Origin of the sequence: Amycolatopsis sp. DSM 110486, from assembly GCF_019468465.1 — a bacterium.
Lineage (GTDB): Bacteria > Actinomycetota > Actinomycetes > Mycobacteriales > Pseudonocardiaceae > Amycolatopsis.
On record NZ_CP080519.1, the window covers coordinates 9536322 to 9561621 of the forward strand.

A 25300-nucleotide genomic window follows, 5' to 3' on the forward strand; every position below is an offset into this window, starting at 1 on the left:
GGGATCACCCTCTGTTGTCGGGGTTCCCGCAGGTCAGGGCATAAATGTGGGCCTCCCTGCAACCCCCCGATCGCGACCCGCTACAGTACTTACATCGCGCTTCACGGAGCACCTCCGCGGAGCACGGGTCCGGGCTGTGGCGCAGTTTGGTAGCGCACTTGACTGGGGGTCAAGGGGTCGCAGGTTCGAATCCTGTCAGCCCGACCGGAGATTTGAAGGGCCCGTGGGCAGCAAACTCGCTGCTCACGGGTCTTTTGCTGTCTGCGCTGACTTGTGCCGTTGATCTACGCGTCCGCGTCAGCGTGGACCAGTTGTGGACCAGCCAAGTAGGCACACTGTCTCGACCTGTGTTCGTGTCGTGCTTCGCGCCGCTATTGGACGGATCGCGCGGTGGCCCGCCTTGCGCATCCACTCGACTGGCCCGGTACAGGCAGGGTCCGCGGCCGGCCCCTTGTCGCGCAGTGGCGGCCCCGTTTTGAGTCCAGCCCGGAAACGGCCCCTGACCTGCGCGGTAGCTGATCCCCGGCGGTGGTCCGAGGTGAAGTGGACAGCGCCGAAGCGGGTCCGGGCGACCCGTCCGCGCGTGGTCGTCAACACGCGGCAAGGGCCACAGATGCTGGCGGCAAAGCCCGTGATCGTGGCGCGCATCGAGGGAATCGAACGGCCCTGGGTCGTCCTCGAGCTGCGCTCGCGACAAACTGACGCCGCACTTGATCGACCCCCTGGTGTTGGACCTGCTGATCGACCCGCGCCGGTCCGGGAAATGGCAGTTGGCGTCGGTGTGCGCGCTACGGCGTCGAGCTCTCGGACGAGGACGCGCAATCCAGCAACGCCGACTGCCTCGCCGACGCCCGGCTTGGGTACCGGATGGCGGCCCGGTACCCGAAGCTCGCGGCCATGCCGCTGCCGGAGCTCCAGGTCTGGCAGGCCGGCCGTGCGCAGGGGATGGGCAACCCGCAGACTTCGCTGCGCGCGACGCGCTCGGTCCCGGAGTGCTGGATAGCGGAAACGACCCCTTCGGGTGGACACAGGACCCGTCCGTCGTCATGGTTTGTACGACGTTTGTTGAAGAATTGCCACCGACGGAGATCTTTGAAATTCTCCACGCGGAGCAGCTCGACTCGCGGATGTCGTCTACGCAGTTGGCCATGGCGGTCGGCAATGACCGCAAGGGGATCCGTGTCGCAGACATGGGAGCTTGGGCCCTCACCATCGAGCTTGAGTCGCTTGTTGCTGTCCGTGACGAGGTCCTGGCGAGGCTCTCCGCAAGTCGGAGACGTGTCGTTCAGGTCTATAGGACCGGCTCGGGGATGGAGAGTTTCGGCTACTGGCGCGACGGCGAGTTGCAGTGTCGGTTTGAACCGACCAATCCTGCGAGGCGAACAGGATGCGACCCTGATGTGCTCGTGAGCGAGATGCGAGCTTCAGGGATTGAGCCTGCATCCGCCGAAATGTTGCGAGGATACGAGATGTACACGCTGGCTGCCGAGGTGACCGGCGTGATCGCTGACACTGGTCTGGTGTTGGAGGCGGAGCTCGAGTCAGGTCTGGTGGCTCGCAGACGTCGTCGAGTCAGCTAACTCGTCAGGAGCGACGGGCTACCGGGGTCATCAACAAGGCCCCAGCAACCCGTCGGCGGTTCGCTCTATTTGGACCGGTCACCCTTCCCGCCTCACAGAGCAGCAGGCCGAGCATGCGGTGGCGGGTGGGGTCGCCGCCGCATGCGATCGGCGCAACGGTTCGCCTATAGGGCATGGTTCAAGTCGTCGGACTGTTCGCTGTCCCCACGAGCATTCGATGGGCTATCCCTCAATTGTCAGCTGCGTCGGGCCTGCGATTTGAAGCTTCTGTTGGACAACGACGTGGTCGAGCTGCGCCGCCAGTCGCGGGATCGTCGTTGATGCCAGGTACGTCTCGGCGCCCGCGTCGATCATGCGGCGGACCGGCCCCTCATAGCGGATGCCCAATTCCGGGTCCTCGATCTCGGCGACAACGACACGCGCCTTCGGGTACGTCTCGTGCAAGGCGCTAATCAGCTGCGGGCTCGCCGGCGGCACCAGCACCACATCCGCCGTCTTCGGCGCGGAGTGCAAGTCCAGCACAAGGTAGTCCGACCCCAACTGCTCGGATAGCGCCGCACGGGCCGCACGGGACAGCTTCATCGTGGTGGCCACGACCGTCACGTTGTCGTAGACGTCCCGCGTGCCGGGATCGACGTCGAACGCGGTCCTTGTTACGGTCGCGATCGGTTCGCCGTCCCTCGTGATCACGAGGTCCTCGCCGCCGATGATGAGGTCCGCGACGTCCTGAGGCAACTGCCGCACATCGATACGGGTCGTCATAGCACTCGATCATGTCACAAAGTGCGGTGCAGTAACTCGGCCAGCGAATCACCGACGGCCGTCAACGCCCACACACCCGGGCTGCTGCAGCGATACGGCGTCGGTCCTGACACCGCCGCAGCGCTGTTCCTGGCCGCCGACGACAACCCACACCGGCTCACCAGCGAAGCGTCTTTCGCGGCACTGGGCAGACCCCGGTTCCAATTTCGGACCCTGTCAGCCCGGCAGACACAGACACGGGGCCTGTGAGCAGCGAAACCGCAGCTCACAGGCCATTTTAGTTGAGCAGTCACGTGGTGAATGTTGTCTACACGACGCGCAGGCGTCGACCACTGGTAGACCTGGGCGCCGATAGGTGGGCACTCAGCAGGTCGCCGGCATCCCGGATCGAGGCGAGGTCGGGGTGGAGATACCGCTGCGTCGTGCTGAGCGAGCCGTGGCCCGCGATCATCCGGAGTACGTGGACCGGTACCCCTGAGTCGGCGAGCCAGGTCAACCCCGTGTGCCGGAGGTCGTGCCGCCTGAGGTGCTCGTACCCCAGCTTGGTAACCACCTCGTCCCAGTGTGTCGCGTCCCGGAGAACCGCGGTCGTCACGCATCCGCCACGCGGGCCGGTGAACAACCTGGCCATTGGGTCGGCACCGATCGCGTCGAGGCGGCTCGCCACCAACGGGCGGATCTCCTCGATCAACGGCACTTTGCGCGCACGCCGCCCTTTTGTGGCCTTGTTGATCAACCCTCCGGGACCCGGCGTCGTCTGCCGGCGCACCGTCCATATCCAGCTCTCGCGATCGACGTCGCACACCCGGACGCCAGAAACCTCGCCGATCCGGGCCGCCGTGCACGCCTTGAACTTCACGACGTGACCCCAGCCCACGTAGTTGTCAGCAGCGCGCGCAACGAGTGCGCCCGCCAGCCGCTCCAGCGTCTCCCAGTCCGGCAGCGCCAATGACCGCGGATCGTCGAGCTCGTCCTCGGCGAGCTGGAACTCGCGCTGCCAACCGGTGATCCTAGCGGGGTTCCGGTCCACGAGCCCGTCGCGATATGCCTGCTCCATCACCCGGACCAGCATCGCCAGGCTGTTCTTGATCACCGACTTGGTGCACCCGTCCGCAATCCAGCTCATGGCCGCACGATCAACCGCGCCGTACGTCACCATCCGAACGGGAATGTGGCCGAGCGTCGGTTTCACTCGCTTGCGCCAGCCCGCCAGATACGGGTCGGTCGTCTTCGCGGCCAATCCCCGGAGGGCAAGGGGAAGGTTGAGGTCACCGTATGTACCGAGCGGCATCGTGGCGGCGTTCGGGTTAACCCCGCCGGCCGCGAGCTTGCGCATCTCGTCGCACCAAGTCTCCGCCGCCTCTCGGGAATCTTTCGAGCGCGACACCGATCGGCGCTTTTTGGTGACCGGGTCCGTCCAGCGAACGCGCGCTCGGAACGGGGTAGCCCGCCCCTCTGGCCTTCTCGTCGGCGTAGGTAATGGTACTACGTTCATATTTGATGAAGAAACAAAACGCACGATCGCTGTCCCGTCAAGTCAGGTTCAGCTTGCAATCGCCGCGTTCTAATTCCAGCGGCGTCGAACCACGTCTTCCTGCCGCGTGATGACACGGCGAGCCGACGCAGCCGCAGGTGTTGCGCGACGGGAGGCCCCGCATGCACCGCAGACTAGCCGGCTGCTTCGCACAGCCATGACTGGACTGGACCGCGGACATGCTCACGGCCTGGCACGGTCTATGCCCGGTCCCCACAGTCAGGAAATCCGCTGCCGTGCAGGTCAGAGACCACTTCCGGCTGGATTCAAAACCCGTCCAGTGAGAGTTCGAATCTCACCGGGGCACATCTTCTGACCTGCACACGCCAGTCCCGCCGCACAGCCAACCTGGTGCTGTCCGGCTACGTCCGGCTAGATCCGAGCAATTGTCAAGACCTGTGGATCGAGTACGAGGCGCCGCTCGCGCGGTCTGGTTGATCGTGTTCTGAGTTGGCGCTAGTGGAACCCTTGGCGTGTGCTCCCCGCTCTCTGCCGCGTGGAAGGGACCATCGTCCTGCCATCATCGGCATATGGGAAAGAGCTACGAGCGGATAGACGGCAGACTGCGTGCCTTCATCGAGGCGCAGCACATCTTCTTCACCGGGACGGCGCCGCTGAACGGCGGCGGCACCGTCAACCTTTCACCCAAGGGCTTGAACGGCTCGTTCGCCGTGCTCGACGAACTCACCGTGGCCTACCTCGATTTTGCTGGCAGCAACGCTGAGACGATCGCCCATCTGCGCGAGAACGGCCGCATCACCCTGATGTGGTGCGCCTTCGACGGTCCGCCCAACATCGTGCGCGTGCACGGCCGCGGAGAGCCGGTCTTTCGCGACGATGCGCGTTGGGCGGAGCTGATGGGGCACTTCCCAGACATCGACCCGATCCTGCACGGCCTGCGCGCGATCATTGTCGTGACCGCCGAGAAGATCCGCGACACCTGCGGGTACGCGGTCCCGTTCATGACCTATGACGAGGACCGGCCGCTGCACGCGTCGCGCTTCGCGCGCGAGTCCGATGAGTCCCTCGACGTGTACTTCCAGAAGAAGGAGTACATCGCGACCAGCATCGACGGCCTGCCGGGGTTGCCGCTGCGGCTGCCACCGCTTCCGCGCGCTGAATAGGACCCCGGCCGCTGGGCGGACACCACAGCGAGTCTGTCCGGACGGAAGTCATGCCTCCAGAGTCTCCTCCCGTTCGACCAGGTGGCCGCGCTCGAAGCGGGCGCCGGCGCGGAGGAGCGCCACGAGACGGGGTGCGTTCACCGCACGCCAGCGGGGCCGTACGTTCGCCGACTCCAAGCGTTCGCCGCTGCCGCAGGGTCGTCTGCTGCAGCTATCGTTTCGACGTACGAGGGAGTCGCCGCCGCTCGGAGCCTGTTCTCCTTGGTGTATCCCAGGACCACACACCACAGCTGCTGACCGGTCGCCGGCCACGGTTCGCCAGGCTTGTCCGTGATGTGTGAGCTGTCCACATAACCGCTTTCACCGTCGTGGGACTCGACCAGGAGACCGTAGTGTGCGTGACCGATAATCGAACAGTGGACGATGTCGTATCGACGGCGTGCCGGTGACTCCATGGGACCTCCTACAACGTCTTCGTCTGTGGCTTACTTGCTGTTCATCCGCTCGTGGTGGCCGCATACGCGGTGGCGGGTGTTCGGTCGGCGCACCGACCGTACGATGCACCACGGCAAGGCCCGTACCCCTCAGGTCACGCTCGGCGTCCCAGCGGCGCGAGCTCTAGTGTGCCACTCAGCTCGTGGACGCCACGCCTTTCTCCGAACGGGTCACGATCTATTTCCGGTCCACGCAACGGCCTCTGGGAGCAGCCTCTTCTCCACCGCGAACTCTCGCCCATCGCTGAAGCGTTACGGGCGTGGACCAGACGTGGACCACCACACCCGCGACAGGTGCGAAACACGCAAGTCGAGGAGACTCACCTGAGCGCCTGCGTCGCTGTTTTCGCAGGTCACGCGTGATGCGAAATCCTGGGGGTCAAGGGGTCGCAGGTTCGAATCCTGTCAGCCCGACCGGAACAAAAGGGACGCTTGAGCGGCAACATCGCAGCTCAAGCGTCCCTTTCGCGTTCAGGGGTCATCACGGTCATGATCCCCGCTGGGGACCCTTTGGAGACATGCCTGACTAACTGCCTGACTACGGTTCCCGGACCCTTCGGCCCACGATGCCGTCCATCGCCGTTTCGGCCTCGACCATCACCGGCCGAATCTGGTGCCGGTAGACGCGCTCGGTCACTAACTCGGGGGCAGCCCACCCCCATTGGTCTCGTCGGTGCCCTGGATGATCTGCCCTGTGACCGCACATGCCTGGCTCAACAGCAGCGACCAGCTCACCCCCGGCAAGGAGCTCTACAGCTCCGACCGGACGTTCAAGTGGTGGGACTACACCCCCAGCCATGGCCAGCTGCTGCTGCGCAGCGAGGGCGGCACTGACCGGACGCGCGTCGACGTGCTCTTCAAGCCCGTCGACGTGATCAAGGTCCGCAGCCACTACCAGAGGCTTCAGATCCGCTGCGCCACCCCCGCCGAGCAGACCCAGATCCAGGCTGAGACCCCCGAAGTCACCTACCGAGACCCTGCGGACAACAAATTCGGCCAGGGACACCACTATTTCGTCCTGCAGCCAGCAGGCGGCGGAGTCGACTACATCGTCGCCCGGGCCGTCGGCTGGCACGAGGACCGCGACCTCGGCGAGCCCAGCTACTTCGCCGACCCCTCCGGCGGCAGCGCCCCATGGTCGCCTCCAGCCAAACCCCGGTGGGCGCAAACCGCGCTCAACGGCGTAGCCGGCGGGCTCGGCAGTCCCATGGCCACGATCGACGAACTCGTCGACGCCATCCGCACCACCGGCGACCTCCCCACCGAGGACCGCTCCCGCTACCGCTACATCTACGTCCTCACTATGGGCACGCGGGACGGAGACACCAATGCCATTGGGGCGTTCCTCACTCACGACGAAGCTGAACGGCGACTGCAGCAACTGGCCGGTCGCCACGCCAACTTCACCTGCACCATCAACGCGATCCCCATCGGAATCTGACATCCTTGCGGACGATCCCCAGTTAGCGCAGAGAAGCTTGAACAGGAACCGCACAGTCGCCCAGTCGCACTGGTTGCGCAGGGACCGTGCCCATTCCGGGTGCAGTGGCTGGGTTCCGGGGCCCGACTCGCCACCGGCCACGACCCAGTAGTGCCCGAGGGTGCCGCGCCGGCGTTCGGCGAACGGCTTGGCGTAGCAGTGGTCGCAGCCCTCGGAGACCTCGGTGCACCCGGTGACGGGATCCCAGGTCGCGTCGGTCCACTCGATCGTGGTGGTGGCGCTCATCAGGCGGCGCTCCTTCCGTCCGCGGTGTGGTTCTACAGCGGCAGTTGCTCTGCGCGGGTGCGGTGGTGGGGACCAGGCGAGCGAGTCGGCCGAGTCGATGTAGGCGTGATGCTTGAGCGGACCGAGTGTTTTGAATCCGAACCCGTGGATCCGTTGGACGCCGTGGCGCCGCACGGCGCGCAGGATCTCTCCCGCGAGCGTGGTGTCCTCAGCTGGCTGAATGCGCCGTTCCCCAGAACCTGGTGTCTCATGAGACATCTGAATCGCGGTGGATGACACAGCTGGGGGAAGTCGTTGCGGTTCCTGGTTGGTATGGGAGTGTTGACCGCGAGCCGCATGAGCAGGCACCCGTAGGCTGCACGTCCGAGTCTTTGCGGCGGAATCAGCACTTGCGTGGGGTCGTCCTGCTGCCCGATGGGACGCCGATTGTGTGTGGTGTTGTTGCCATCCGCGAAGACAGCGGGATCGACTGGCTGGACTTCTATCTGCCGCTGGGCGCGTTGGGACGCGCTGATCCACGAGTGGGTGCATTCCCATACCCGTCCGAAGGCGAGGGTGCGCTGGCGCACTTGGCCTGGCGGCGGCCCATTGACGACTGGCTTGCCGAAATCGGCAGGCAGTTGTACTCCCGTGTTGGCTACTCGCTCGGGCTGATCGTCCATGCGGTGTCCGGCCAGGTTTATGCTGCCGATCTTGCCGAGGAACCACCCGAGCAACGCGGCATTGGCTACCTCATTCCAACCCACGGCAAACTCCGCTACTGGCCGGCCACCAGTCAGTCGATCATGCCCGCTCGTGCCCGCCGGACCGGTTGACTTGCCGGGCCCCAGAACTCGGTGTCTCGTGAGTTGTCGCTGCGGGGGCGGCTCGGCCGTACTCGGCAGGCTGTCTGGGTGGAGTCCTCGGCGGTGAGCTCGTCGTTGCGGCCGTGGTGAAACAGGTCGATGTGTCCGCAGTGGCAGCGGTGCACGATGAGGGCCATCAGGCGGCGCTCCTTCCGAGATTGCGGCGAGGGTTGGCTTTTCCGGCTGCCAGCGCGGTCGTGATCACGCCGTGGGGGCCGAGGTCTTTGGCGGCCGACTTGTCGTCACCCCAGGCGGCCCAGGCGTTCTCGAGTGCGGCGAGCGCGTCGGGTTCGGGCGGGGCGTGGGCGCCGACGAGTTGGCCGAGGGCATAGGCCGAGCGGGACAGGGTGTCGCGCCGGGGGCGCCGGGGGCGCCGGTCTCGGCTGCGATGGCGGCTGCGACGTAGGCCGACGTCCGCCCGCCGACCCCGCCTACTGTGGAGGTGGGCGGGGTGGCGCGGGCCGGGGCGACGGTGGCGCGTTCGGTGCAGACCTGGACCAGCCAGGCGGGCAGCTCGACCGGGTCGGTGTCGTCGGTGACCCGGTAGACGCCGTGGTCGGTGGCCGAGCCGGGGGCGGCGACGTAGCCGCCACCCGCGCGGGTGTCTGGGGGGTGATCCTGGCCGGGTTCCGGTCTACGAGCCTGTCGCGATACGCCTGCTCCGTCACGCGGACCAACATCGCCAGGCTGTTCTGGATCACTGACTTGGTGCACCCGTCCGCGATCCAGCTCATCGCAGCACGATCAACCGCGCCGTACGTCACCATCCGAACGGGAATGTGGCCGAGCGTGGGTTTCACTCGCTCGCGCCAGCCCGCCGGATACGGGTCGGTCGTCTTCGCGGCTAATCCACGCAGCGCAGGCGAAAGGTTGAGGTCGCCGTATGAACCGAGCGGCAACGCGGCGGCGTCCGGGTCGACCCCGCCGGCGTCGAGCTTTCGCATCTCGTCGCACCAGTCTTCCGCCTCCTCTCGGGAGGCTTCCGAGCGCGACAGCGATCGGCGCTTCTTCGTGGCCGGTCTGTCCAGCTAACGCGCGCCCGGAACGGGGTAGCTCGATCCTCGTTGCGGGCGTCCGGGTCGTCCGGCACCGGTCCGAACGCGTCCATGGCCCACTGCTGCGGTTCCTCGGCCACGCACTCGCCGAGTTCCCGGCGGCGCTGGTCGGCGGTGTCGGCCAGCGGCGCAGGTAGGTCGTCCACTGCGCGTCGTCGACCGTCAGCAGCCGGTCGGCGTAGGAATCGCCGACCGGTTCCAGGCTCGCGTTTCCGGTGATGCGGTGGTGGAGCACGTTCGACATCTGCCGCACCCCAGACAGTGACTCCGTCGCGATCGCTGCGGCGAAGACCTGGCGCGGGTCGTGCCCCGCCAGCTCCGCCCGGCGCAGCAAACGCGCCAACGTGGGCGCCCCGTCCTCGGCGGCGATCCGGGCGCGCTGGTTCTCCGTCAGCGTCCCGGATCCCACCAGGTCGCCCAGCCACCGCGCAGCGCGGCCCGCGGTCGCCAGCTCGGTGGCGTCGGCGAGCAGTTCCCGGCGTGCGGATCGCCTCGTTGTCGGCGGCGGCCTCCGTCGCCTCCGCCAGCCCCGAACGCTGCAGCCCAGCGCCCTGGAACGCGCCCGCCAGCACCGCGGCCGGACCCTTGCTGTCAAGACGCGCTTGATTTCGGAAACCCTCGGAGTTTCACGCTGGGTGAGCTCGTTACCGAAATTTGGTTCCGTCCGGTATTCGGGATACGGCGGAATCGGGGAACTCCGAAAGAGCGACGAACGAGAAATCGATTCACCTTCGTGCGAGGGGTCGAAATCGGGCCGGAACAGGTGTAGGCAGGAGTCGCGGTGGGTCGTGGAGGTGTCGGATGGACACTGGTGGGCTGCCGGGGCGGGGTTCGTCCGCGCAGGTTGCCGTGCTGAGCGAGACCGGGCGCACGCGCGTCTGCCGGGTGTCCCTCGGGAATCAGACCGTGGTGTGCAAGCAGCCGCTGGGCCCGGACGCACCCGAGCGGCTGCGGCACGAGCGCGCGATGCTGGAACGGCTTCGCGGGGTTTCGAATGTCGCGCAGCTGCTGGACGCGCCACGCTATGCGGGGTCGATCGTGCTGGCGGACGCCGGCGGAAGAAGCCTGGCCGGACGGGCGGAGCCACTTCCCGTCGACGTCCTTCTCGGTGTCGGGCTCGGGGTGGCCCGAGCCGTGGCGGCGATGCACCGGCGCGGGGTGTTGCACCGCGACATCACCCCCGCGAACATCGTGCTCTCCCCCGACGGCACCCCGTGCCTGCTCGACTTCGAGCTGGCGACCTCCCTCACTGACCCCGCTCCCCCCTCCCCCGGCCGAAGCGACATCGCCGGGACACTGGCCTACCTCGCGCCCGAGCAAACCGGGCGGACCGGCCGTCCGGTGGATCAACGCAGCGACCTCTACGCCGTGGGGGCCACGCTCTACGAGCTGGCGACGGGCGCGCCGCCGTTCGGCTCCGGGGACCCGCTGCGCCTGGTCCACGGCCACCTGGCCCGGGTGCCGGCACCCCCGGTCGAGGTGAACCCGGCCCTGCCGGCCCCACTGTCCGAGATCATCCTGCACCTGCTGGAAAAGGAGCCGGACAACCGCTACCAGACCGCGGAGGGTGTCATCCACGACCTGGAACGGTTGCGCGACGCCCGGGCCGGGCGCGCCACGGAACCGATCCGGATCGGGCACCACGACTTCCCGCGCCGGCCCGTCGCCCCGGCACGGCTGGTGGGGCGCGATACCGAGGTAGCCGCGTTGCAGGCGGCGTTCGAGGACGCGCTGGCGGGCCGGTGCCGGGGAGTGCTGATCGGCGGCGCGGCCGGAGTCGGCAAAACGGCGCTGGTCCACGAGCTACGGCCGGCGGTCACCAGCCGGGGCGGCTGGTTCCTGGCCGGCAAGTTCGACCAGTACCGGCGCGACCTTGAATTCGACGGGGTGTTCCAGGCGTCCCGCTCGCTGGGCCGGCTGCTGCTGGCCCAGCCGGAGAGCGAGCTGGCCCAGCTCCGGCAACGGATCACCGACGCGGTCGGCCCGAACGCGGGCCTGCTGACCGCGGTCGTGCCGGAGTTCGCCGCCCTGCTGGCCGTGCCGCCCGACCCCGGCGATCTGCTCACCGCGCAAGTGCGCGCGCAGCACAACGGCGTTCGCATCCTGCGCGCGGTCACCTCACCGGACCGGCCGGTGGTGCTGTTCCTCGACGACCTGCAATGGGCCGGCCCCGGCCCACTCGGCTTCGTCGACCTCCTGCTCGATACCGACCCGATCCCCGGCCTGTTGCTGGTGGGCGTGCATCGGGACGACGGGAACTCGGCACAGCCACCGACGCTGTCGCGATCACGCGACCGGGTCGGCGTGCGGTACCTGCAGCTGGAGAACCTGCCCACCCCAAGCCTGATCGCCCTGGTCGCCGACATGCTGCACGCCGACGCGGCCGCGGCGGCGGGCCTGGTCGAGGTGATCGCGCCACGCACCCACGGCAACCCCTACGAAACCGTGCAGCTGCTCACCGCGCTGGCTCACCACGGCGTCCTCACCGCGACCTCCGCGGGATGGCAGTGGGACCCCGCAGCGGTGCGCGCCCACCTCGGCCCGGCGGAGGGCGGCGACCTGCTGACGTCGCGGATCCAAGCCCTGCCGCCACCGTCGCGGCAGCTGGTGGAGGCGATGGCCTGCGTGGGTGGGCGAGTCGAGACAGATGTGCTGCAGACCGCCACCGGCGAGCCGGCGGACGTGGTGGCACAGCGCCTGACCCCGCCGGCCGATGAGGGTCTCCTCGTGCTGGAGCACGGCGCCGTGCGGTTCCGCCACGACCGCATCCGCGAGGCCATCCTGGGCGGGCTCAGTCCCGAGCGGCGAAGCGCCTTGCAACTGGCCATGGCACGACGGCTCGCCGGAGCACATGGCCTGTTCGCGGTCGCCGCCGAGCAGTACCTGCCGGTGCTCGACGCGGTCGAGGACCTCGCGGAGCGGCGAGAGATGACCGAGCTGCTCCAGCGCGCGGCCGGCCAGGCCGCGCTGATCGGCGATCACACGCTGGTGAACGCGCTCCTGGTGGCCGCGTTGCGGGTGGTCGATCCCGCGGAGACCGCCGTGGCGCTCGAGCTGCGCACGGCCCGGCAGGCGGCGCTGTTCAGCTTGGGCCGCCTGGTGGAGGCCGACGAGGAGTACCGGGAGATCGAGCGGCTCTGCCCGAGCACACCGGACCGCGCGGGCGCGACCGCGATTCACGTGCGCAGCCTTAGCTTCCAGGCCCGGTTCGGGGAGGCGATCAGCCTGAGCCTGCAGTCGCTGCGAGAGTGCGGGCTCGACGTCCCGTCGGCGGAGCGGCTCCCCGCCGAACTCGACCGGAGGTTCGCCCTCCTGCACCACTGGCTGGAGCACAGCGATCCCGCCGACGACCTGGCCCGGCCGGACCTCACCGACTCCGTGCTCCTGGCTGCGACCCACGTGCTCGACGCGGCGTTCCTGGCGGCCTACTTCGCCGCCGATTTCGCCTGGGTCGCGTGGCTCGGGCTGGAAGGCTTGCGGATCTGGATCGAGCACGGCCCCGGCCCCACCGTGCTCGGGCCCGCCGGCGCCGCCGCCTACTGCGCCGTGTCGCAGCGCGGCGACTACGTCGGCGGATACCGGGCGTCATGGCGGCTCCTGGCGTGGGCCGAGGCCCGCGGCGCCGAGCCCGGCATGTCGCGGGCGCGCCACAGGTCCGCCCTCTTCAGTTGCTGGCTGGAGCCGATCGAGAACGGAGTCCACGAAGCTCAGCGGGCCCGGGAGGGGCTGATCGCCGAGGGCGACCTGGCGAACGCCGGCTACACCTACCTCTTGACAGTGCGGTCCCTGGCGGACTGCGCCCCCTCGCTGGAAAGCCTCCTCACCGAGGTCGACGGTGGACTCAACTTCGTGCACCGGACCGGCAACGAGCAGACCGGACAGGTGCTCGAGACCTACCGGTGGCTGGCCGACGTGCTCCGCGGCGGCAGCCCTGCCGACCCGATCACCCTCGACCGGTTCACCGATAACCCTCTCGCGCTTCTCCACGCGTATCTCGCCCGCGCGATCGCCGCCGCCGTCTCGGGGGATCTGGCCGGTCTTGTCCGAGAGAGTGCGGCGGGAATGCGGCTGCTCCCGGTTGCCGCCGGCTTCTACCCCACCGCCGTGGTCCGCTCGCTCCACGGGCTGGCCCTCGCCGAGCAGGCCCGCGCGGCCGACGGCGACGAACGCGCCGCGCTGCTGTCCGAACTGGACGAGGTGACGGGCTGGCTGGCCGGCCGGGCCGCGGACGCCCCGGACAACTTCCTGCACCTGCTGCGGTGGGCGGAGGCCGAGCGGGCCTGGGCGGCGGGTGCTGTGCAGGCCGCCGAGCTGGCGTTCGACGCGGCCCGCAGCGAGGTCTCCCGCCGCGCCCGGCCCTGGCACCGTGCGTTGATCACCGAGCGCGCCGCGCGCTTCCACCTGGCCCGCGGCCTGGACCACGCCGGTCGCGAACTGCTCGCCCAGGCCCGTGGGCACTACGCCGCCTGGGGCGCGAGCGCCAAGGTCACCCAACTCGACTGGGCCTACCCCACCCTGCGACGACACTTCGAGGCGAGCCTCGGGCTGGCCGTGAACCAGCCCGGCGAGCTGCTGAATCAACCCGGCGCAGTCACCACGGGCACCCTCGACCTGCTCGGCATTCTTTCCGCATCCCAGGCACTGAGTTCCGAGACCAGCATCGAGCGCCTGCACACGCGCGTCGTCGAGGTGCTCAGCGCGATGACCGGGGCCACCGGCGTCCGCCTGCTGCTGTGGAGCGACGACCGGCAGGACTGGCTGCTGCCCGACCCCACGGGCGCCCCCGGTCACGACCGCGCGGTGCCGATGTCGGTGCTGCGCTACCTCCGCCGAACCGAGACACCACTGGTGGTCGACGACGTCACCCACGATGAACGCTTCGCCGACGACCCGTGCTTCACCGACCTCGCCGGCTGTTCGCTTCTCGCCGTACCCATCCTCAGCCGCGCAACCCTACGAGCCGCGCTGCTGCTGGAAAATCGCCTGATCCGCGGCGGGTTCACCACCGACCGGCTCGACGCCGTCAAACTCATCGCCGGCCAACTCGCCGTCTCCCTCGACAACGCCCAGCTCTACACCCAGCTCACCGCCTCCCGAGCCCGCATCGTCACCGCCGCCGACCAAGCACGCCAACGCATCGAACGCGACCTGCACGACGGCGCCCAGCAACGCTTGGTCGCTCTCACCCTGCGCCTGCGCGCGATCCAAGCCGACATGCCACCGGACACCGGCCACCTCACCACCGAACTCGACAACCTCGCCACCGAAACCACCGGCGTGCTCGACGAGCTACGCGAAATCGCCCACGGCCTCCACCCCGGCATCCGGGCCACCGGCGGACTCACACCGGCCGTCCGCGCACTGGCCCGCCGCTCACCGATCCCGGTCGAGCTCGACCTGCACCCGCTACCACCCCTACCCGAACCCATTGAAGTCAGCGCCTACTTCATCATCGCCGAAGCCCTGACCAACGCGGCCAAACACGCACGCGCGTCCTCGGTCACCGTCACCATCGATCCCGACCCCCCCACCGGCGTCCTGCGCATCACGGTCCGCGACGACGGCGTCGGTGGCGCCGACCTCACCCGGGGCACCGGGCTGCTCGGCCTCAAAGACCGCGCCGAAGCCATCGGCGGCCGACTCCACCTCCAAAGTCCACCCGACGCGGGCACGAGCCTGCACCTGGAGCTTCCCCTCGCGGGACCGGACCAGAGATCACCCCGACCGACCGGCCGGCCAGACCTGGATCCGCCAGGTACCGCGACGCCGAGCGGTGCGGCGTTTCGCTAGCCGGGTAGGACCGAACGCCAGGCGTCTCACTGCTCGGTCAGGGTCCCTCCGCGACCGGCCGCCGCACTCCCCCTCGGTGCGGTGGCCGGTCGCTCTTCTGCGACGTGAGCCGCGCGACCGCCTCGGTCATGTGCCTGCAGTACAAAGAAGGGTTCCCACCTTCGGCCGCGGCAGCCACTCAACGAACCCGAGGCCTACGGCGGTCGCTGTTTTCGCAGGTCGCGCACGCCGCGAAATGCTGGGGGTCAAGGGGCCGCAGGTTCGAATCCTGTCAGCCCGACCGGACAAACGCAGGGCCCTTGAGCGGCGAAATTGCTACTCAAGGGCCCTTTTCGTTGATAACACCTCAGAGCCTATTTGATCTTGAGCTCGCCACCCCGGGGACAACTTGGGACAGGAGCAGCCTCCCACCGGCTACATCGCGAAGGTCGACATCGCGGGTTTCCCTCGCGCGGACCTGTTCTGGTCCAGCCCGTCGTGTCCGCAATGGACCGACGCGCGCGGCGTGAAGCGCGACTTCGACCGCCCCACCCAGGGCGTCACGTTCGACATCGCCCGGGGTCCGGCCGCGACCGACCGGGCAGCTGCGCGGGCGCGGGCGTTGATGGAGGAGGTCCGGCGGTATTGCGGGCGATGCGGCGTAAGGGCCGGCCGGCACTGGCATTGCCGGTGCTCATCGGGTCACCTCCACCAGGTCGTATCGGGTGTGCAGCTCGGTCCAGTCGGCGTGGTGCCGGCCATCAGGGGTGTGCCAGCGGCCGTCCGGGCCGGGGCACCACTGGCGCATCAGGTCGTCGCGGACGGTGGGCCGGTCGCCCGGCGCCGGCCTCCCACCGAGCCCGGCCGCCAGCCACACCCGCGCCCGCCGCGCGGTCTCGGTGGTGGTCACGACCGACCACCGGCCCGCTGCTGCCCGGCCCGGCGCACGCACCACGCCTTGACTTCGGCAGCTGGCGAGGTCCTGTCGATGGCCAGGTCGCGGTCGAACTCGCGCGCCTGCACGGCCTGCTCATGGCGCCCGATCGACGGGGGCAGGACTCCGCCCCACCCGGGCAGTACGCACATGCCGGTCCAGCGGTCGAACCCGACGAGGACCCCGTTCGCGGTGGGTTCGAGCGCCGGCGCCACGCCCGGGGCGCCGCCGATCGGCAGATACGGCCGGGGCAAGGCCACTGTCACGTCGCCGATCTCCTGCTCGTTCGTCATCCCAACGACGCCCTGGCCAGAGAGGTGAAAGGACACGAGGTTGAGGTAGGTCATCGCTTGTTTCCCTTCCGGGAGGTCTAAGTGGTCTTCGGAGCCGCGAGGCGAATGGGGTGCTGGGCCTCGGCAGCGGAATTGGTTGAGCGCGGCATGAAGCGCCCACGCGGGCTCGCTCGGAACCGGGTCCGGCGCGGCCACAGGTAGGGGTGGGGTTGTCGCGGCGCAGCACCACCGCGCCGGTGCCGGACGGGGTGGACATGCCGAGCACAACCAGGTGGGGCCAGGCTGCCTCCGCATGTCGGCCACCAGATGGAGGCACCATCGAGGAACGCAGACAACCGCCGGCTGACCAACAACAGACCCGACGGTGGGGACCACACGTCACGCACGGCAGCGAACGACCAGGCGATTCGGACTCGGCAGATGATCACGCACACGGGCTCTGAGCTGGGAAGACCCAACTCCCACGTCCTCGGGGTCAAAGGGTCGCAGGTTCGAATCCTGTCAGCCCGACCGGATCGGCCACGTTCACGCAGGTAAACGTGGCTTTTTCATGCCCCGGGTATGACTCAGCCCGGGGGCTGACCACATTTTGCCCACATGCCCCGGGGCTGATCATCACGCCGCCATGCTCGTGGCGTCGCCTTCCGGTGGAGGTCCAGGACGTCGGCCAGCTCGTCGAGGGGGTCCGGGAACAGTTGCCCGTAGACGTTGAGCGTCATCGCCGCCTCGGCGTGCCCGAGCATCTGCTCCACGACCCGCGCGACATCGTGGCCCAGCTGCCAGTCGCGGAGACGAGAGACGACAAATTCGTCGGCACGCGTGATGCCATGATCACCCTCGATGGCACTCCCGCTGGACCTGTTGTCGTACAGATCAGCCAGGCGCTTCCGGACCGATCACCCGCACTCGGCTCGGATCGGGCCACTCGGCAGGTGTCTGGTCGAAGTACACGTACTCGAGACAGCTCAGCCTGCCGTCGTCGGCAAACAGGATCACTTGCCCTGGGAGCTCATCGCCGACCGGCAGAACCTCGAGCTCAGACGGCACAAGTCTCGAACTCACCCGTGCAATCGGCGCGGCGTCTCCCGCCCGCAGATCGACCGAGGGACAACCGCAATCACAGCGCCCGACGACGACGGCAGACGTCGATTGTTCTCGCAGCTGCGCCGCACCGACGAAGTCGGGCGAGAGCACGAGGTCGAGCATCACCCGTTCCTGCGCGGTGAGCGGCCTCGGCGGATCGATCTTCACCCGGTCAAGCCTGCCCTGTCCGACCGTTCGCCTTCAACCAAACGCCTCGAACCGCACGTCAAGCGCAAGCCGGCCATTCCGGGGCCGCGCCACCATCGGCCGGATCGCGCGGGGCCGCCTCCGGTAACCATGCGACCGGCCGACGGCCGACCACAAGAAGCCTCGCCGGACGGGCGGGTCTCCGAGACAGCGAGCACATCGTGTTCACGAATGTCTTGAAGCCGGCTCAGCCCGCGACGCTGATCCGATCGCCGCCACGCACTAAGCGGATCGGGCCGTCGAAAGCCGAGGCGGCGGAAGTGCGCAGCTGCTCAAGCCAAGAAGCCTCGCCGGAAGCGAAGTGGGTCAAGGCCAGCGAACGAGCCCCCGATCGAGTCGCGATCGCCCCGGCATCAAGAGCGCTCAGGTGACCATGATCCGTGACATCCGGCGCGTTCAACGTGGCCTCCGCCAGCAACAAATCCGCATCCGCCGCCAGCTTCACCGCGGCGTCGGTCATGCCGGTGTCCCCCGTGTAAGCCAGAACAGCCCCGCCCGACTCGACGCGGATGCCGCAGTTGGGGAGGACGTGGCGGAGTTCGTGGAGGCCGATGGTGGCGTCGCCGGCCTCGAAGCGGTCGCCCGGCTGGTATTCGCGGACGTCGAAGGCCCGCTCGAAAGCCTTGTCCAGCAAGGGCATCGTGGTGACGGGGAAGAGGGCGGCCCAGCGGGTGAAGACCTCGGTGGCGTCGCCGGGGACGAACAGGGGCACGCGGCGCAGGGAGGCGCAGCGGGCGGCGGGGCCGCCGGGGAACGTCAGGGTGGCCGACAGCAGGGACTTGCCGATGGGCAACAGGTCGTAGCAGTGGTCGGCGTGCAGGTGGCTGATGACGACGCCGTCCAGGTCCGTCGGGTCGCAGACCGCGGAGAGGGCGGTCGCGACGCCGGGGCCGCAGTCCAGGAGAAGCCGCGCCGAGGCGGTTTCGACGAGGTAGCCCGAACTGGCTTGGCCGTCGGCCGGCATTCCGGACCGGCAACCGAGGACGGTGAGGTGCATGTTCGCTTTCCGATCTACTGGGGTTCGCAGGGCTTCCGCGCAGCATGACCGGTCCGGACCACCGGAACAGCCCGGCGAGGGAAAGAGCTACCGCACGATTGGCACTGCCTATCGAGCACCACTCACACGTCGAGGACCAACTGCGCCGAACGGGACCGGGAGACGCAGATCATCATCGACTTGCCCGACGCGCGGAACAGGCCCGGCCCGGGTCCTCGCGCAGCACCGCGATCCAGCGAGTACTGCCGCGCGTCGCCCGGCCGCACCTCGACGTCGATGTGCGCGCCCGGCGTCCACGCCGGCAGTCCGTCGCCGCTCAGTGCGAACGACACCACGTCCTCGGCCTCCGTCGTCCTGGCCGTCACCCGTACCTGCCGCACGTGTCCTCCTCCGCGTCGTGATGCGTCCAGAGTGGGCACCGCGCGCGGGCGAGAGGGCCTCCTTCGCCGATTTCGACTCGCCTGATCGGAAATTGCAATAGACTCGCCTCAGCACGAATCGGTGCACCGATTCCGTTTCGCAATGGCACGATAAAAAACCCCGATAACACCGTCGTCGAAAGCGATCGACAACCGCTCACAACAGACCATTTCCCCAGGTCAGAGCAAGTGCAAAAGCGCGACGCAGCCTGGCCTGCCGTTCATCCTCCGGACATTCCGGCGTGCTCCAATTCGCCGGCATCAGCGAGGAGATCGAAGGGACATTCGGTGGGCCACATCCGGGTTCGAGGAGCAACCAAGCGTTTCGGTGCCGTGACCGCGGTCGACGGGGTGACGCTGGACATCGCCGACGGCGAGTTCCTCGTGCTGCTCGGGCCGAGCGGGTGCGGCAAGTCCACGCTGCTGCGCGCCATCGCGGGGCTGGCCCCGCTCACGGCCGGGCAACTCGAGCTCGACGGCCGCGACATCACCCACACCCCGCCGCGCGAGCGCGACCTGGCGATGGTGTTCCAGAGTTACGCGCTCTACCCGCACCTGTCGGTGGAGCGCAACATCGGCTTCCCGCTGCGTGCCCGGCGCGAGTCCCGCAAGGACGTGCGGCGCAAGGTCGGCGAGGTCGCCGCGACGCTGGAGCTGTCCGAGCTGCTGCACCGCCGTCCGCGCGAGCTCTCGGGCGGGCAGCGCCAGCGCGTCGCCCTCGGGCGGGCGCTCGTGCGCGACCCCGGCGCGTTCCTGCTCGACGAGCCACTGTCCAACCTGGACGCGAAGCTGCGGGCCTCCACCCGCTACGAGCTCGTGGAGCTGCACCGCCGGCTGGGCACCACGTTCGTCTACGTCACCCACGACCAGGTGGAGGCGATGACGATGGCCACCCGCATCGCGATCCTCAACCAGGGCCGGCTCGAACAGATCGGCACCCCGGCCGAGGTCTACGACGAGCCGGCGTCGGAGTTCGTCGCCGGCTTCCTCGGCTCCCCGCCGATGAACCTCTTCCCCGCCACCGTCGTCTCGCGCAGCGGCGAGCTCGTCGCTGTCGCGCCCGGCCTCGAAGTCCCGCTGGGCCGCCGCGGTGAAATCCCCGACACCGAGGTCGTCCTCGGCATCCGTCCCGAGCACCTGCGCCCGCACGGCCCGCGCCCGGCTCTGCACGGTGTCGTGCGGCTGCTGGAGAACCTCGGCGGCGAGGAGATCGCCCACCTCACCGTCGGTTCCGCGCGCGTGTGCGTGCGCGGCCCCCGCCCGCTCGGCCTGGAGCCCGGCGACGAGGTGGGGCTCGCCACCGAACCCGCCCACGTCCACGTGTTCCACCACACCACCGGCCGTCGCCTGCGCTGGCAGGACAACCACGCCGACGCCGCCCTCCCCTCCGAAGAAACAGAACAAGGAGTTCCCGCATGAGAATCCCCCGTTCCCGCGCCGGCGGCCTGCTCGCGCTCGCCGCGCTGCTGGGCGTGTCGGCCTGCGGCGTCGGCACGCCGACCGCCTCCCAACCGTCCACTGTGGCCCAGGCCCCGCAGCTGGCCCCCGGCCAGCAGGTCTCGATCGTGTTCGAGAGCTACAACTTCGGCCTCGCCGGCACCTGGACCGACACGTTCAACGAGCTCATCGGCCAGTTCGAGAAGAAGTTCCCGAACATCAAGGTCACGCCGCAGAAGCCCAACGGAAGCGACCCGAACCCCGCCCACAACTCCACCTCCAGCGTGCAGACCGAGATCGCCGCCGGCAACCCGCCGGACGTCGCGCAGCTCGGCTTCGACACCCTCGCCTTCGCCGCGGGCCAGCTCGGCGCGCAGCCGCTCGACGACCTGTTCGGCAAGAGCGAAATCGACTCCGAGTTCGGCGGGCAGTTCCCCTACGCGAACGCCATCCGCACCATCGGCAACGTCGACGGCAAGACCTACGGCGTGCCGTTCGTGCTCTCCACGCCGGTGCTCTACTACAACGCCACGCTCTTCAAGCAGGCCGGACTAAACCCCGACAACCCGCCGAAGACGTGGGCCGAGGTCCAGCAGGACGGCGCCAAGATCAAGCAGGCCACCGGCAAGGACGGCGCGTACGCCGACTGCCTCGTGCGCTCCGCGAGCGACTGGTGCTTCCAGAGCCTCGTGCGCTCGGCCGGCGGCCGCGTGCTGTCGCAGGACCGCAAGCAGCTGACCTACGACCAGGCGCCGACCGTGCAGGCCGTGAAGCAGATGCAGGACATGGTCACCGCGGGTGCCATGCCGAAGCTCAGCCAGGTGCAGGCCACCGCCGCGTTCCCGCGTGGTGACCTCGGCATGATGCTGGAGAGCAGCGCCGCGCAGGGCGGGTACCTCAAGGGCGCCCAGGGCGCAGGCTGGGAGCTGCGCGCCGCGCCGATGCCGAGTTTCGGGGACAAGCCGACCGTGCCCACCAACTCCGGCGCCGCACTGTACGTCTTCTCCAAGGACCCCGCCAAGCAGCGCGCCGCGTGGGAGCTCATCAAGTTCCTGACCAGCGCGGGGGCCTACGACGTGATCACCAGCAAGATCGGCTACCTGCCGCTGCGCCTGGGCCTGCTCGACGACCCGGCCCACCTCAAGCCGTGGGCGGACAAGAACCCGATGATCAAGCCGAACGTGGCCCAGCTGCAGCACATCGAGCCGTGGGTCGCCTTCCCGGGCACCGGCTTCCAGCAGATCCGCGACACGATGATGGACGCCGTCGAGAAGTCCGTGTTCCAGGGCGCCGACCCGCAGACGTCGCTCACCGCCGCGGCGAAGCAGACCGCGTCGCTGCTGCCCGGCGGCGGCAAGTGAGGCTCACGGCTCCCGAGCTGACCCTGATCCAGCTGAGCGACCCGCACATCTGCGCCGAAGGCGAGCTCCTGCATGGGGCCGTCGACACCTTCGCCACGCTGGACACCGCGCTCGGGACGATCCTGTCGTCCCGAGCGCGGGTCCACGGCCTGCTGCTCACCGGCGACCTCGCCAACGAGGGCAAGCCCGAGGCGTATCGGAGGCTCGCCTCGGCACTGGCGCCGGCGGCGGCCGAGCTCGGCGCGGAAGTCGTGTACGCCATGGGCAACCACGACGAGCGCGCCGCGTTCCGCCGGGAGCTGCTGCCCGAGTCGCCGGACCCGATCGCCGCGGTGGACTCGGTTCACCGCATCGAAGGCGTCCGGGTCGTCGTGCTCGACAGCAGCACGCCGGCCCGGCCCGACGGGCGGCTCGAGCCCGCCCAGCTGGAGTGGCTGCGCGACGAGCTGGCGAGCCCGGCCCCACGCGGCACGATCCTGGTGGTGCACCACCCGCCACTCCCCTCGCCTGTGCCGTCGGCGCACCTGCTCCGGCTGCACAACGCGGACGACCTGGCGGCGGCGCTGGCGGGCACGGACGTGCGGATGATCGTCACCGGCCACGCCCACCACACCGGCTGCGGGTCGCTGGCGGGGATCCCGGTGTGGGTCGGGCCGGCGCTCGCCTACCGGTCGGATCCGCTCCCGCCGCCGGGCCGGATGCGCGGGCGGGTGGGCGCGGGGATCAGCCGCATCGACCTGATCGACGGGACGTTCGTCGCCACCGCGGTCGAGATCGGCGACGCGCCGGTGGTGTACGACGAGGACAAGGAGGAACGCGTGCGCTACGCCCTGGACAAGTTCTTCAAGGACGGGTGAACGATGTTCGTCGAAATCCCGGCACCCGTGGTGGTGGTCCCGGCGCGCGTGGCTCGGCCGGCGCTGGTGCGGCGGCTCCTGCGCGGGGCGCCGCCGTACCTTTACCTCCTGCCGGCGTTGGCCCTGCTGGTGATCTGGACCTACCGCCCGCTCGTGCAAACCGCGCAGCTGTCGTTCTTCTCCTGGAACCTGTTGCCCACCCAGCCGGCGACACCGGTGGGGCTGGGCAACTACGTGCGGTTGTTCCAAGTGCCCGCCGTGGGCCAAGCCGCGCTGCGAACCCTGGAGGTGATCGGGGGCCTGATCCCGTTCACACTCCTGGTCCCGGTGCTGGTCGGCCTGCTCGGCCAGCGCGTGCGGGGCCGGGCACGCGCGGTGTACCAGGCGCTCGTGTTCGCCCCGCTGCTGGTCGCGCCCGTAGCCAGCGCAACCGTGTGGGAGTGGCTGCTCGAACCGTCGGGCGGCGCGGTGAACCGCGTGCTGGGCACCCACGTGAACTGGCTGCACGACACCACGTGGGCGCAGCCCGCGATCATCCTGGTGACCGGGTGGCACCTGATCGGGTTCGCGGTGCTCGTGGTGTCCGCGGGGCTGTCCAACATCAACAGCGACTACAGCGAGGCGGCCATGATCGACGGCGCCTCCCGCGGCCAGATCACCCGCTGGATCACGCTGCCGCTGCTGTCGCCGACGCTGGTGTTCCTGGCGCTGATGACGGTGCTGCTGTCGGCGCAGTGGACCTTCCCGCTGATCGACACGATCACGCAGGGCGGCCCGTCGGGCGCCACCACGAACGTCTACTACCTGCTGTGGGACTACAGCTTCCACAGCTTCGACGCCGGGCTCGGCACGGCGGCGGGGATGGTGCTGTTCGTGGTGTTCGGCATCATCGCCGCGGGGCTCGTTTTGCTCAGCGAGAAACTGTCCGTCCACGACGACTGAGGAGGCGTCCATGGTGGATTTCGTTCCGGGAGCGAGCTCGCGCCTGCGGGCCCTGCCCGGGCACCTGGCGCTCGGTGCGCTGGGCGTGCTGTGCGTCTTCCCCATCTACTGGCTCTACGCGACTTCGCTGCGCCGGCCCGACCAGGTGCTGTCGCTCTCGCCCATCCCGTGGCCGCTCTCGCTCGGCAACTACGCCGAGGCGATCCAGCTGGTCGACATCCCGCAGCTGCTGATCAACACGACGCTGGTGGCGCTGCTGACGGCGCTCGGACAGCTGCTCACCGGCCTGCTGGCGGCGTACGCGTTCGCCGGCTGGACCTTCCCGCTCAAGCGGCTGTGCTACCTGCTGTTCGTGGGCACCTGGCTCGTGCCGTTCCAGGTGACGATGCTGCCCAACTACGTGCTGCTGCTGCAGCTGGGCCTGCTCAACACCCTCGGCGGCGTGGTCGTGCCGAACCTGTGCTCGGCACTCGGCGTGATCCTGCTGCGCCAGCACCTCGACGGCTTCCCCAAGGAGCTCCTGGAGGCGGCCAAGATGGACGGCCGCTCCTCCTGGCGGACCTTGTGGACGGTCGTGGTGCCGAACCTGCGGGCCCCGCTCGCCGCGCTGGCGATCCTGCTGTTCGTCACGGCCTGGAACGAGTACTTCTGGCCCGCGATGGTGCTGCAGCGCAGCAACGACGTGCTGCAGCTCGGGCTGCGCAGCTTCATGATCAGTGAGGGCGGCCAGGGCACCTACTGGGGACCGCTGATGGCGGTGGCCGGCCTGGCGTGCCTGCCGATCTTCGCGCTGTACCTGGTGCTGCGCCGCCACATCGTGAACGCGTTCGTGCGCTCCGGTCTGAAATGAGACGCGGCGAACCCACTGGATGGGCGCACCCGCGGCATCGGTGTCGTCGGCCTGGTCGTCATGATCTGATCGACTTGTGTGATGGCGGGCTGGAGAACGGGCCGACGGCGTCGAGACATTCCAGAAACGAATCCCGCAGCCGATCGTCCTGATCGTCACGCCACACCACGTAAAGGTCGACGGCGGGCACGGGATCGTAGAGCGGAACCGCGACCGTGCGCGCGCCACCCGCGACGGCCCCGGCGAGCATCGCCCGCGAGATCGACGCGAAACCCACGAGGGATCGTGCCGTCACCAGGATCTCGGTCGTAGCCGGGTGATCGATCTCGTGCACGACGTCGAGCCCGATGCCTGCCTCGTCGGCGGCCCGGACGATGGCGTCGTACATGGCCGGGCACAGATCCCGTTCGAACAGCACGCACGGTTGGCCGGCCAGCTCGGCGAAGGGCACCCCGGGGCGCCCGGCCCACTTGTGCCGCTGCCGCACGACGGCGACGAGCGAAAGCCGCATCAAACGCCGGTAGCGGAACTTCGCCGTGGCCGGACGGCCGTAGACGAGCGCCACGTCGAGCGCGCCGCGCTCGAGCGCCTGAAGCTGCGGCCCGGTCCGCTTCTCCTCCAGCACCACGGCCACCTCCGGGTGGTCGGCCTGCATCTTCTCCATGACCGAGGGCAGGACGTGTTGCGCCGCGGGGAAGTTGTAGCCGACGCGGATCGTGCCGGAGCGACCGGCGGCAGCCTCGCGGACGGACCGCCCGGCCTGCTCGACCAGGCGCACGAGCTCACGCGCCTCGGCTTCGAACGCCTGCCCCGCCCGAGTCAGGTGCACCGCGTGGGTCGTCCGCGCCACCAGTTCCACGCCGAGGGTGCGCTCGAGACGTTGCAGCTGCTGGCTCAGCGATGGCTGGGTGAGGTGCAGCTTCAGGGCGGCGCGGCCGAAGTGCAGCTCGTCCGCAAGCGCCAGGAAGGCCAGCACGTGCCGGTACTCCATCACCACCTCCGCGACCCGTGGTCCGTCATCTTCACCCGCC

General features: G+C 69.0%; 20 protein-coding genes, 1 tRNA gene and 1 pseudogene. 11 read left to right on the forward strand and 11 right to left on the reverse strand.

Annotated elements, in window-relative coordinates; genetic code table 11:
* Nucleotides 1-130: 130 nt before the first annotated feature.
* Together K1T34_RS45985 and K1T34_RS45990 are read left to right on the forward strand one after the other, a co-directional pair.
* A tRNA-Pro gene (locus tag K1T34_RS45985) sits at nucleotides 131-204 on the forward strand.
* Nucleotides 205-992: 788 nt separating this feature from the next.
* The gene (locus K1T34_RS45990) at nucleotides 993-1580 is read left to right on the forward strand and encodes a DUF6461 domain-containing protein (protein ID WP_220240982.1); all 588 of its coding nucleotides are present in this window, start codon (nucleotides 993-995) and stop codon (nucleotides 1578-1580) included.
* Nucleotides 1581-1802: 222 nt separating this feature from the next.
* Here K1T34_RS45990 and K1T34_RS45995 read toward each other — a convergent pair whose 3' ends face one another.
* Nucleotides 1803-2342: a hypothetical protein gene (locus tag K1T34_RS45995; protein ID WP_220240984.1), complete on the reverse strand. Its 540-nt coding sequence runs from the start codon at nucleotides 2340-2342 to the stop codon at nucleotides 1803-1805.
* Nucleotides 2343-2649: 307 nt separating this feature from the next.
* Nucleotides 2650-3678 (reverse strand): site-specific integrase, encoded by a 1029-nt coding sequence (locus K1T34_RS46000; protein ID WP_255638050.1) that lies wholly within the window; start codon nucleotides 3676-3678, stop codon nucleotides 2650-2652.
* Between the two features lie 728 nt (nucleotides 3679-4406).
* Here K1T34_RS46000 and K1T34_RS46005 point away from each other — a divergent pair.
* Nucleotides 4407-5000 (forward strand): pyridoxamine 5'-phosphate oxidase family protein, encoded by a 594-nt coding sequence (locus K1T34_RS46005; protein WP_220240988.1) that lies wholly within the window; start codon nucleotides 4407-4409, stop codon nucleotides 4998-5000.
* Between the two features lie 1188 nt (nucleotides 5001-6188).
* Nucleotides 6189-6935, forward strand: coding sequence for a hypothetical protein (locus tag K1T34_RS54140; RefSeq protein ID WP_255638883.1), 747 nt, complete (start codon nucleotides 6189-6191; stop codon nucleotides 6933-6935).
* Nucleotides 6936-6965: 30 nt separating this feature from the next.
* On the opposite strand, the pseudogene K1T34_RS54965 reads toward K1T34_RS54140, so the two are convergent.
* A pseudogene (locus K1T34_RS54965) lies at nucleotides 6966-7478 on the reverse strand (DUF5131 family protein); the annotation flags it as partial.
* A gap of 131 nt (nucleotides 7479-7609) precedes the next feature.
* Here K1T34_RS54965 and K1T34_RS46015 point away from each other — a divergent pair.
* Nucleotides 7610-8035: a hypothetical protein gene (locus K1T34_RS46015; RefSeq protein ID WP_220240992.1), complete on the forward strand. Its 426-nt coding sequence runs from the start codon at nucleotides 7610-7612 to the stop codon at nucleotides 8033-8035.
* Between the two features lie 231 nt (nucleotides 8036-8266).
* On the opposite strand, the gene K1T34_RS46020 is transcribed toward K1T34_RS46015, so the two are convergent.
* Complete coding sequence (locus K1T34_RS46020; protein WP_220240994.1) at nucleotides 8267-8779, reverse strand: bifunctional DNA primase/polymerase; 513 nt, start codon at nucleotides 8777-8779, stop codon at nucleotides 8267-8269.
* Between the two features lie 1142 nt (nucleotides 8780-9921).
* On the opposite strand from K1T34_RS46020, the gene K1T34_RS46025 reads away from it, so the two are divergent.
* Complete coding sequence (locus K1T34_RS46025) at nucleotides 9922-14910, forward strand: AAA family ATPase (protein WP_220240996.1); 4989 nt, start codon at nucleotides 9922-9924, stop codon at nucleotides 14908-14910.
* Nucleotides 14911-15583: 673 nt separating this feature from the next.
* Here K1T34_RS46025 and K1T34_RS46030 read toward each other — a convergent pair.
* The 6 genes from K1T34_RS46030 to K1T34_RS46055 form a co-directional block, all read right to left on the reverse strand.
* Entirely contained in the window at nucleotides 15584-15799 is a 216-nt protein-coding gene (locus K1T34_RS46030; RefSeq protein WP_220240998.1) for a hypothetical protein, read from the reverse strand.
* Nucleotides 15796-16170, reverse strand: a complete 375-nt coding sequence (locus K1T34_RS46035; protein ID WP_220241000.1) for a hypothetical protein — start codon at nucleotides 16168-16170, stop codon at nucleotides 15796-15798. The genes K1T34_RS46030 and K1T34_RS46035 overlap by 4 nt, the downstream gene beginning before the upstream one ends.
* A gap of 512 nt (nucleotides 16171-16682) precedes the next feature.
* Nucleotides 16683-16868 carry a hypothetical protein gene (locus tag K1T34_RS54150; RefSeq protein ID WP_255638051.1) on the reverse strand — a complete coding sequence of 62 codons (186 nt, stop codon included), beginning with the start codon at nucleotides 16866-16868 and terminating at the stop codon, nucleotides 16683-16685.
* Nucleotides 16869-16989: 121 nt separating this feature from the next.
* Nucleotides 16990-17367, reverse strand: coding sequence for a hypothetical protein (locus K1T34_RS46045; protein ID WP_220241002.1), 378 nt, complete (start codon nucleotides 17365-17367; stop codon nucleotides 16990-16992).
* Between the two features lie 226 nt (nucleotides 17368-17593).
* Nucleotides 17594-18370: an MBL fold metallo-hydrolase gene (locus K1T34_RS46050; protein WP_255638052.1), complete on the reverse strand. Its 777-nt coding sequence runs from the start codon at nucleotides 18368-18370 to the stop codon at nucleotides 17594-17596.
* Between the two features lie 155 nt (nucleotides 18371-18525).
* Complete coding sequence (locus tag K1T34_RS46055; protein ID WP_220241005.1) at nucleotides 18526-18783, reverse strand: hypothetical protein; 258 nt, start codon at nucleotides 18781-18783, stop codon at nucleotides 18526-18528.
* A 372-nt stretch (nucleotides 18784-19155) separates the two neighbouring features.
* Here K1T34_RS46055 and K1T34_RS46060 point away from each other — a divergent pair, with 372 nt between their 5' ends.
* The 5 genes from K1T34_RS46060 to K1T34_RS46080 are packed head-to-tail and all read left to right on the forward strand — an operon-like array spanning nucleotide 19156 to nucleotide 24269.
* The gene (locus K1T34_RS46060) at nucleotides 19156-20241 is read left to right on the forward strand and encodes an ABC transporter ATP-binding protein (protein ID WP_370643551.1); all 1086 of its coding nucleotides are present in this window, start codon (nucleotides 19156-19158) and stop codon (nucleotides 20239-20241) included.
* Nucleotides 20238-21620, forward strand: coding sequence for an ABC transporter substrate-binding protein (locus K1T34_RS46065; RefSeq protein ID WP_220241009.1), 1383 nt, complete (start codon nucleotides 20238-20240; stop codon nucleotides 21618-21620). The genes K1T34_RS46060 and K1T34_RS46065 overlap by 4 nt, the downstream gene beginning before the upstream one ends.
* Nucleotides 21617-22477 (forward strand): metallophosphoesterase, encoded by an 861-nt coding sequence (locus tag K1T34_RS46070; RefSeq protein ID WP_220241011.1) that lies wholly within the window; start codon nucleotides 21617-21619, stop codon nucleotides 22475-22477. The genes K1T34_RS46065 and K1T34_RS46070 overlap by 4 nt, the downstream gene beginning before the upstream one ends.
* A gap of 3 nt (nucleotides 22478-22480) precedes the next feature.
* Complete coding sequence (locus K1T34_RS46075) at nucleotides 22481-23419, forward strand: carbohydrate ABC transporter permease (RefSeq protein ID WP_220241013.1); 939 nt, start codon at nucleotides 22481-22483, stop codon at nucleotides 23417-23419.
* Between the two features lie 10 nt (nucleotides 23420-23429).
* Nucleotides 23430-24269, forward strand: coding sequence for a carbohydrate ABC transporter permease (locus K1T34_RS46080; protein WP_220241015.1), 840 nt, complete (start codon nucleotides 23430-23432; stop codon nucleotides 24267-24269).
* Nucleotides 24270-24327: 58 nt separating this feature from the next.
* On the opposite strand, the gene K1T34_RS46085 is transcribed toward K1T34_RS46080, so the two are convergent.
* Nucleotides 24328-25260 carry a LysR family transcriptional regulator gene (locus K1T34_RS46085; protein WP_220241016.1) on the reverse strand — a complete coding sequence of 311 codons (933 nt, stop codon included), beginning with the start codon at nucleotides 25258-25260 and terminating at the stop codon, nucleotides 24328-24330.
* Between the last annotated feature and the right edge of the window lie 40 nt (nucleotides 25261-25300).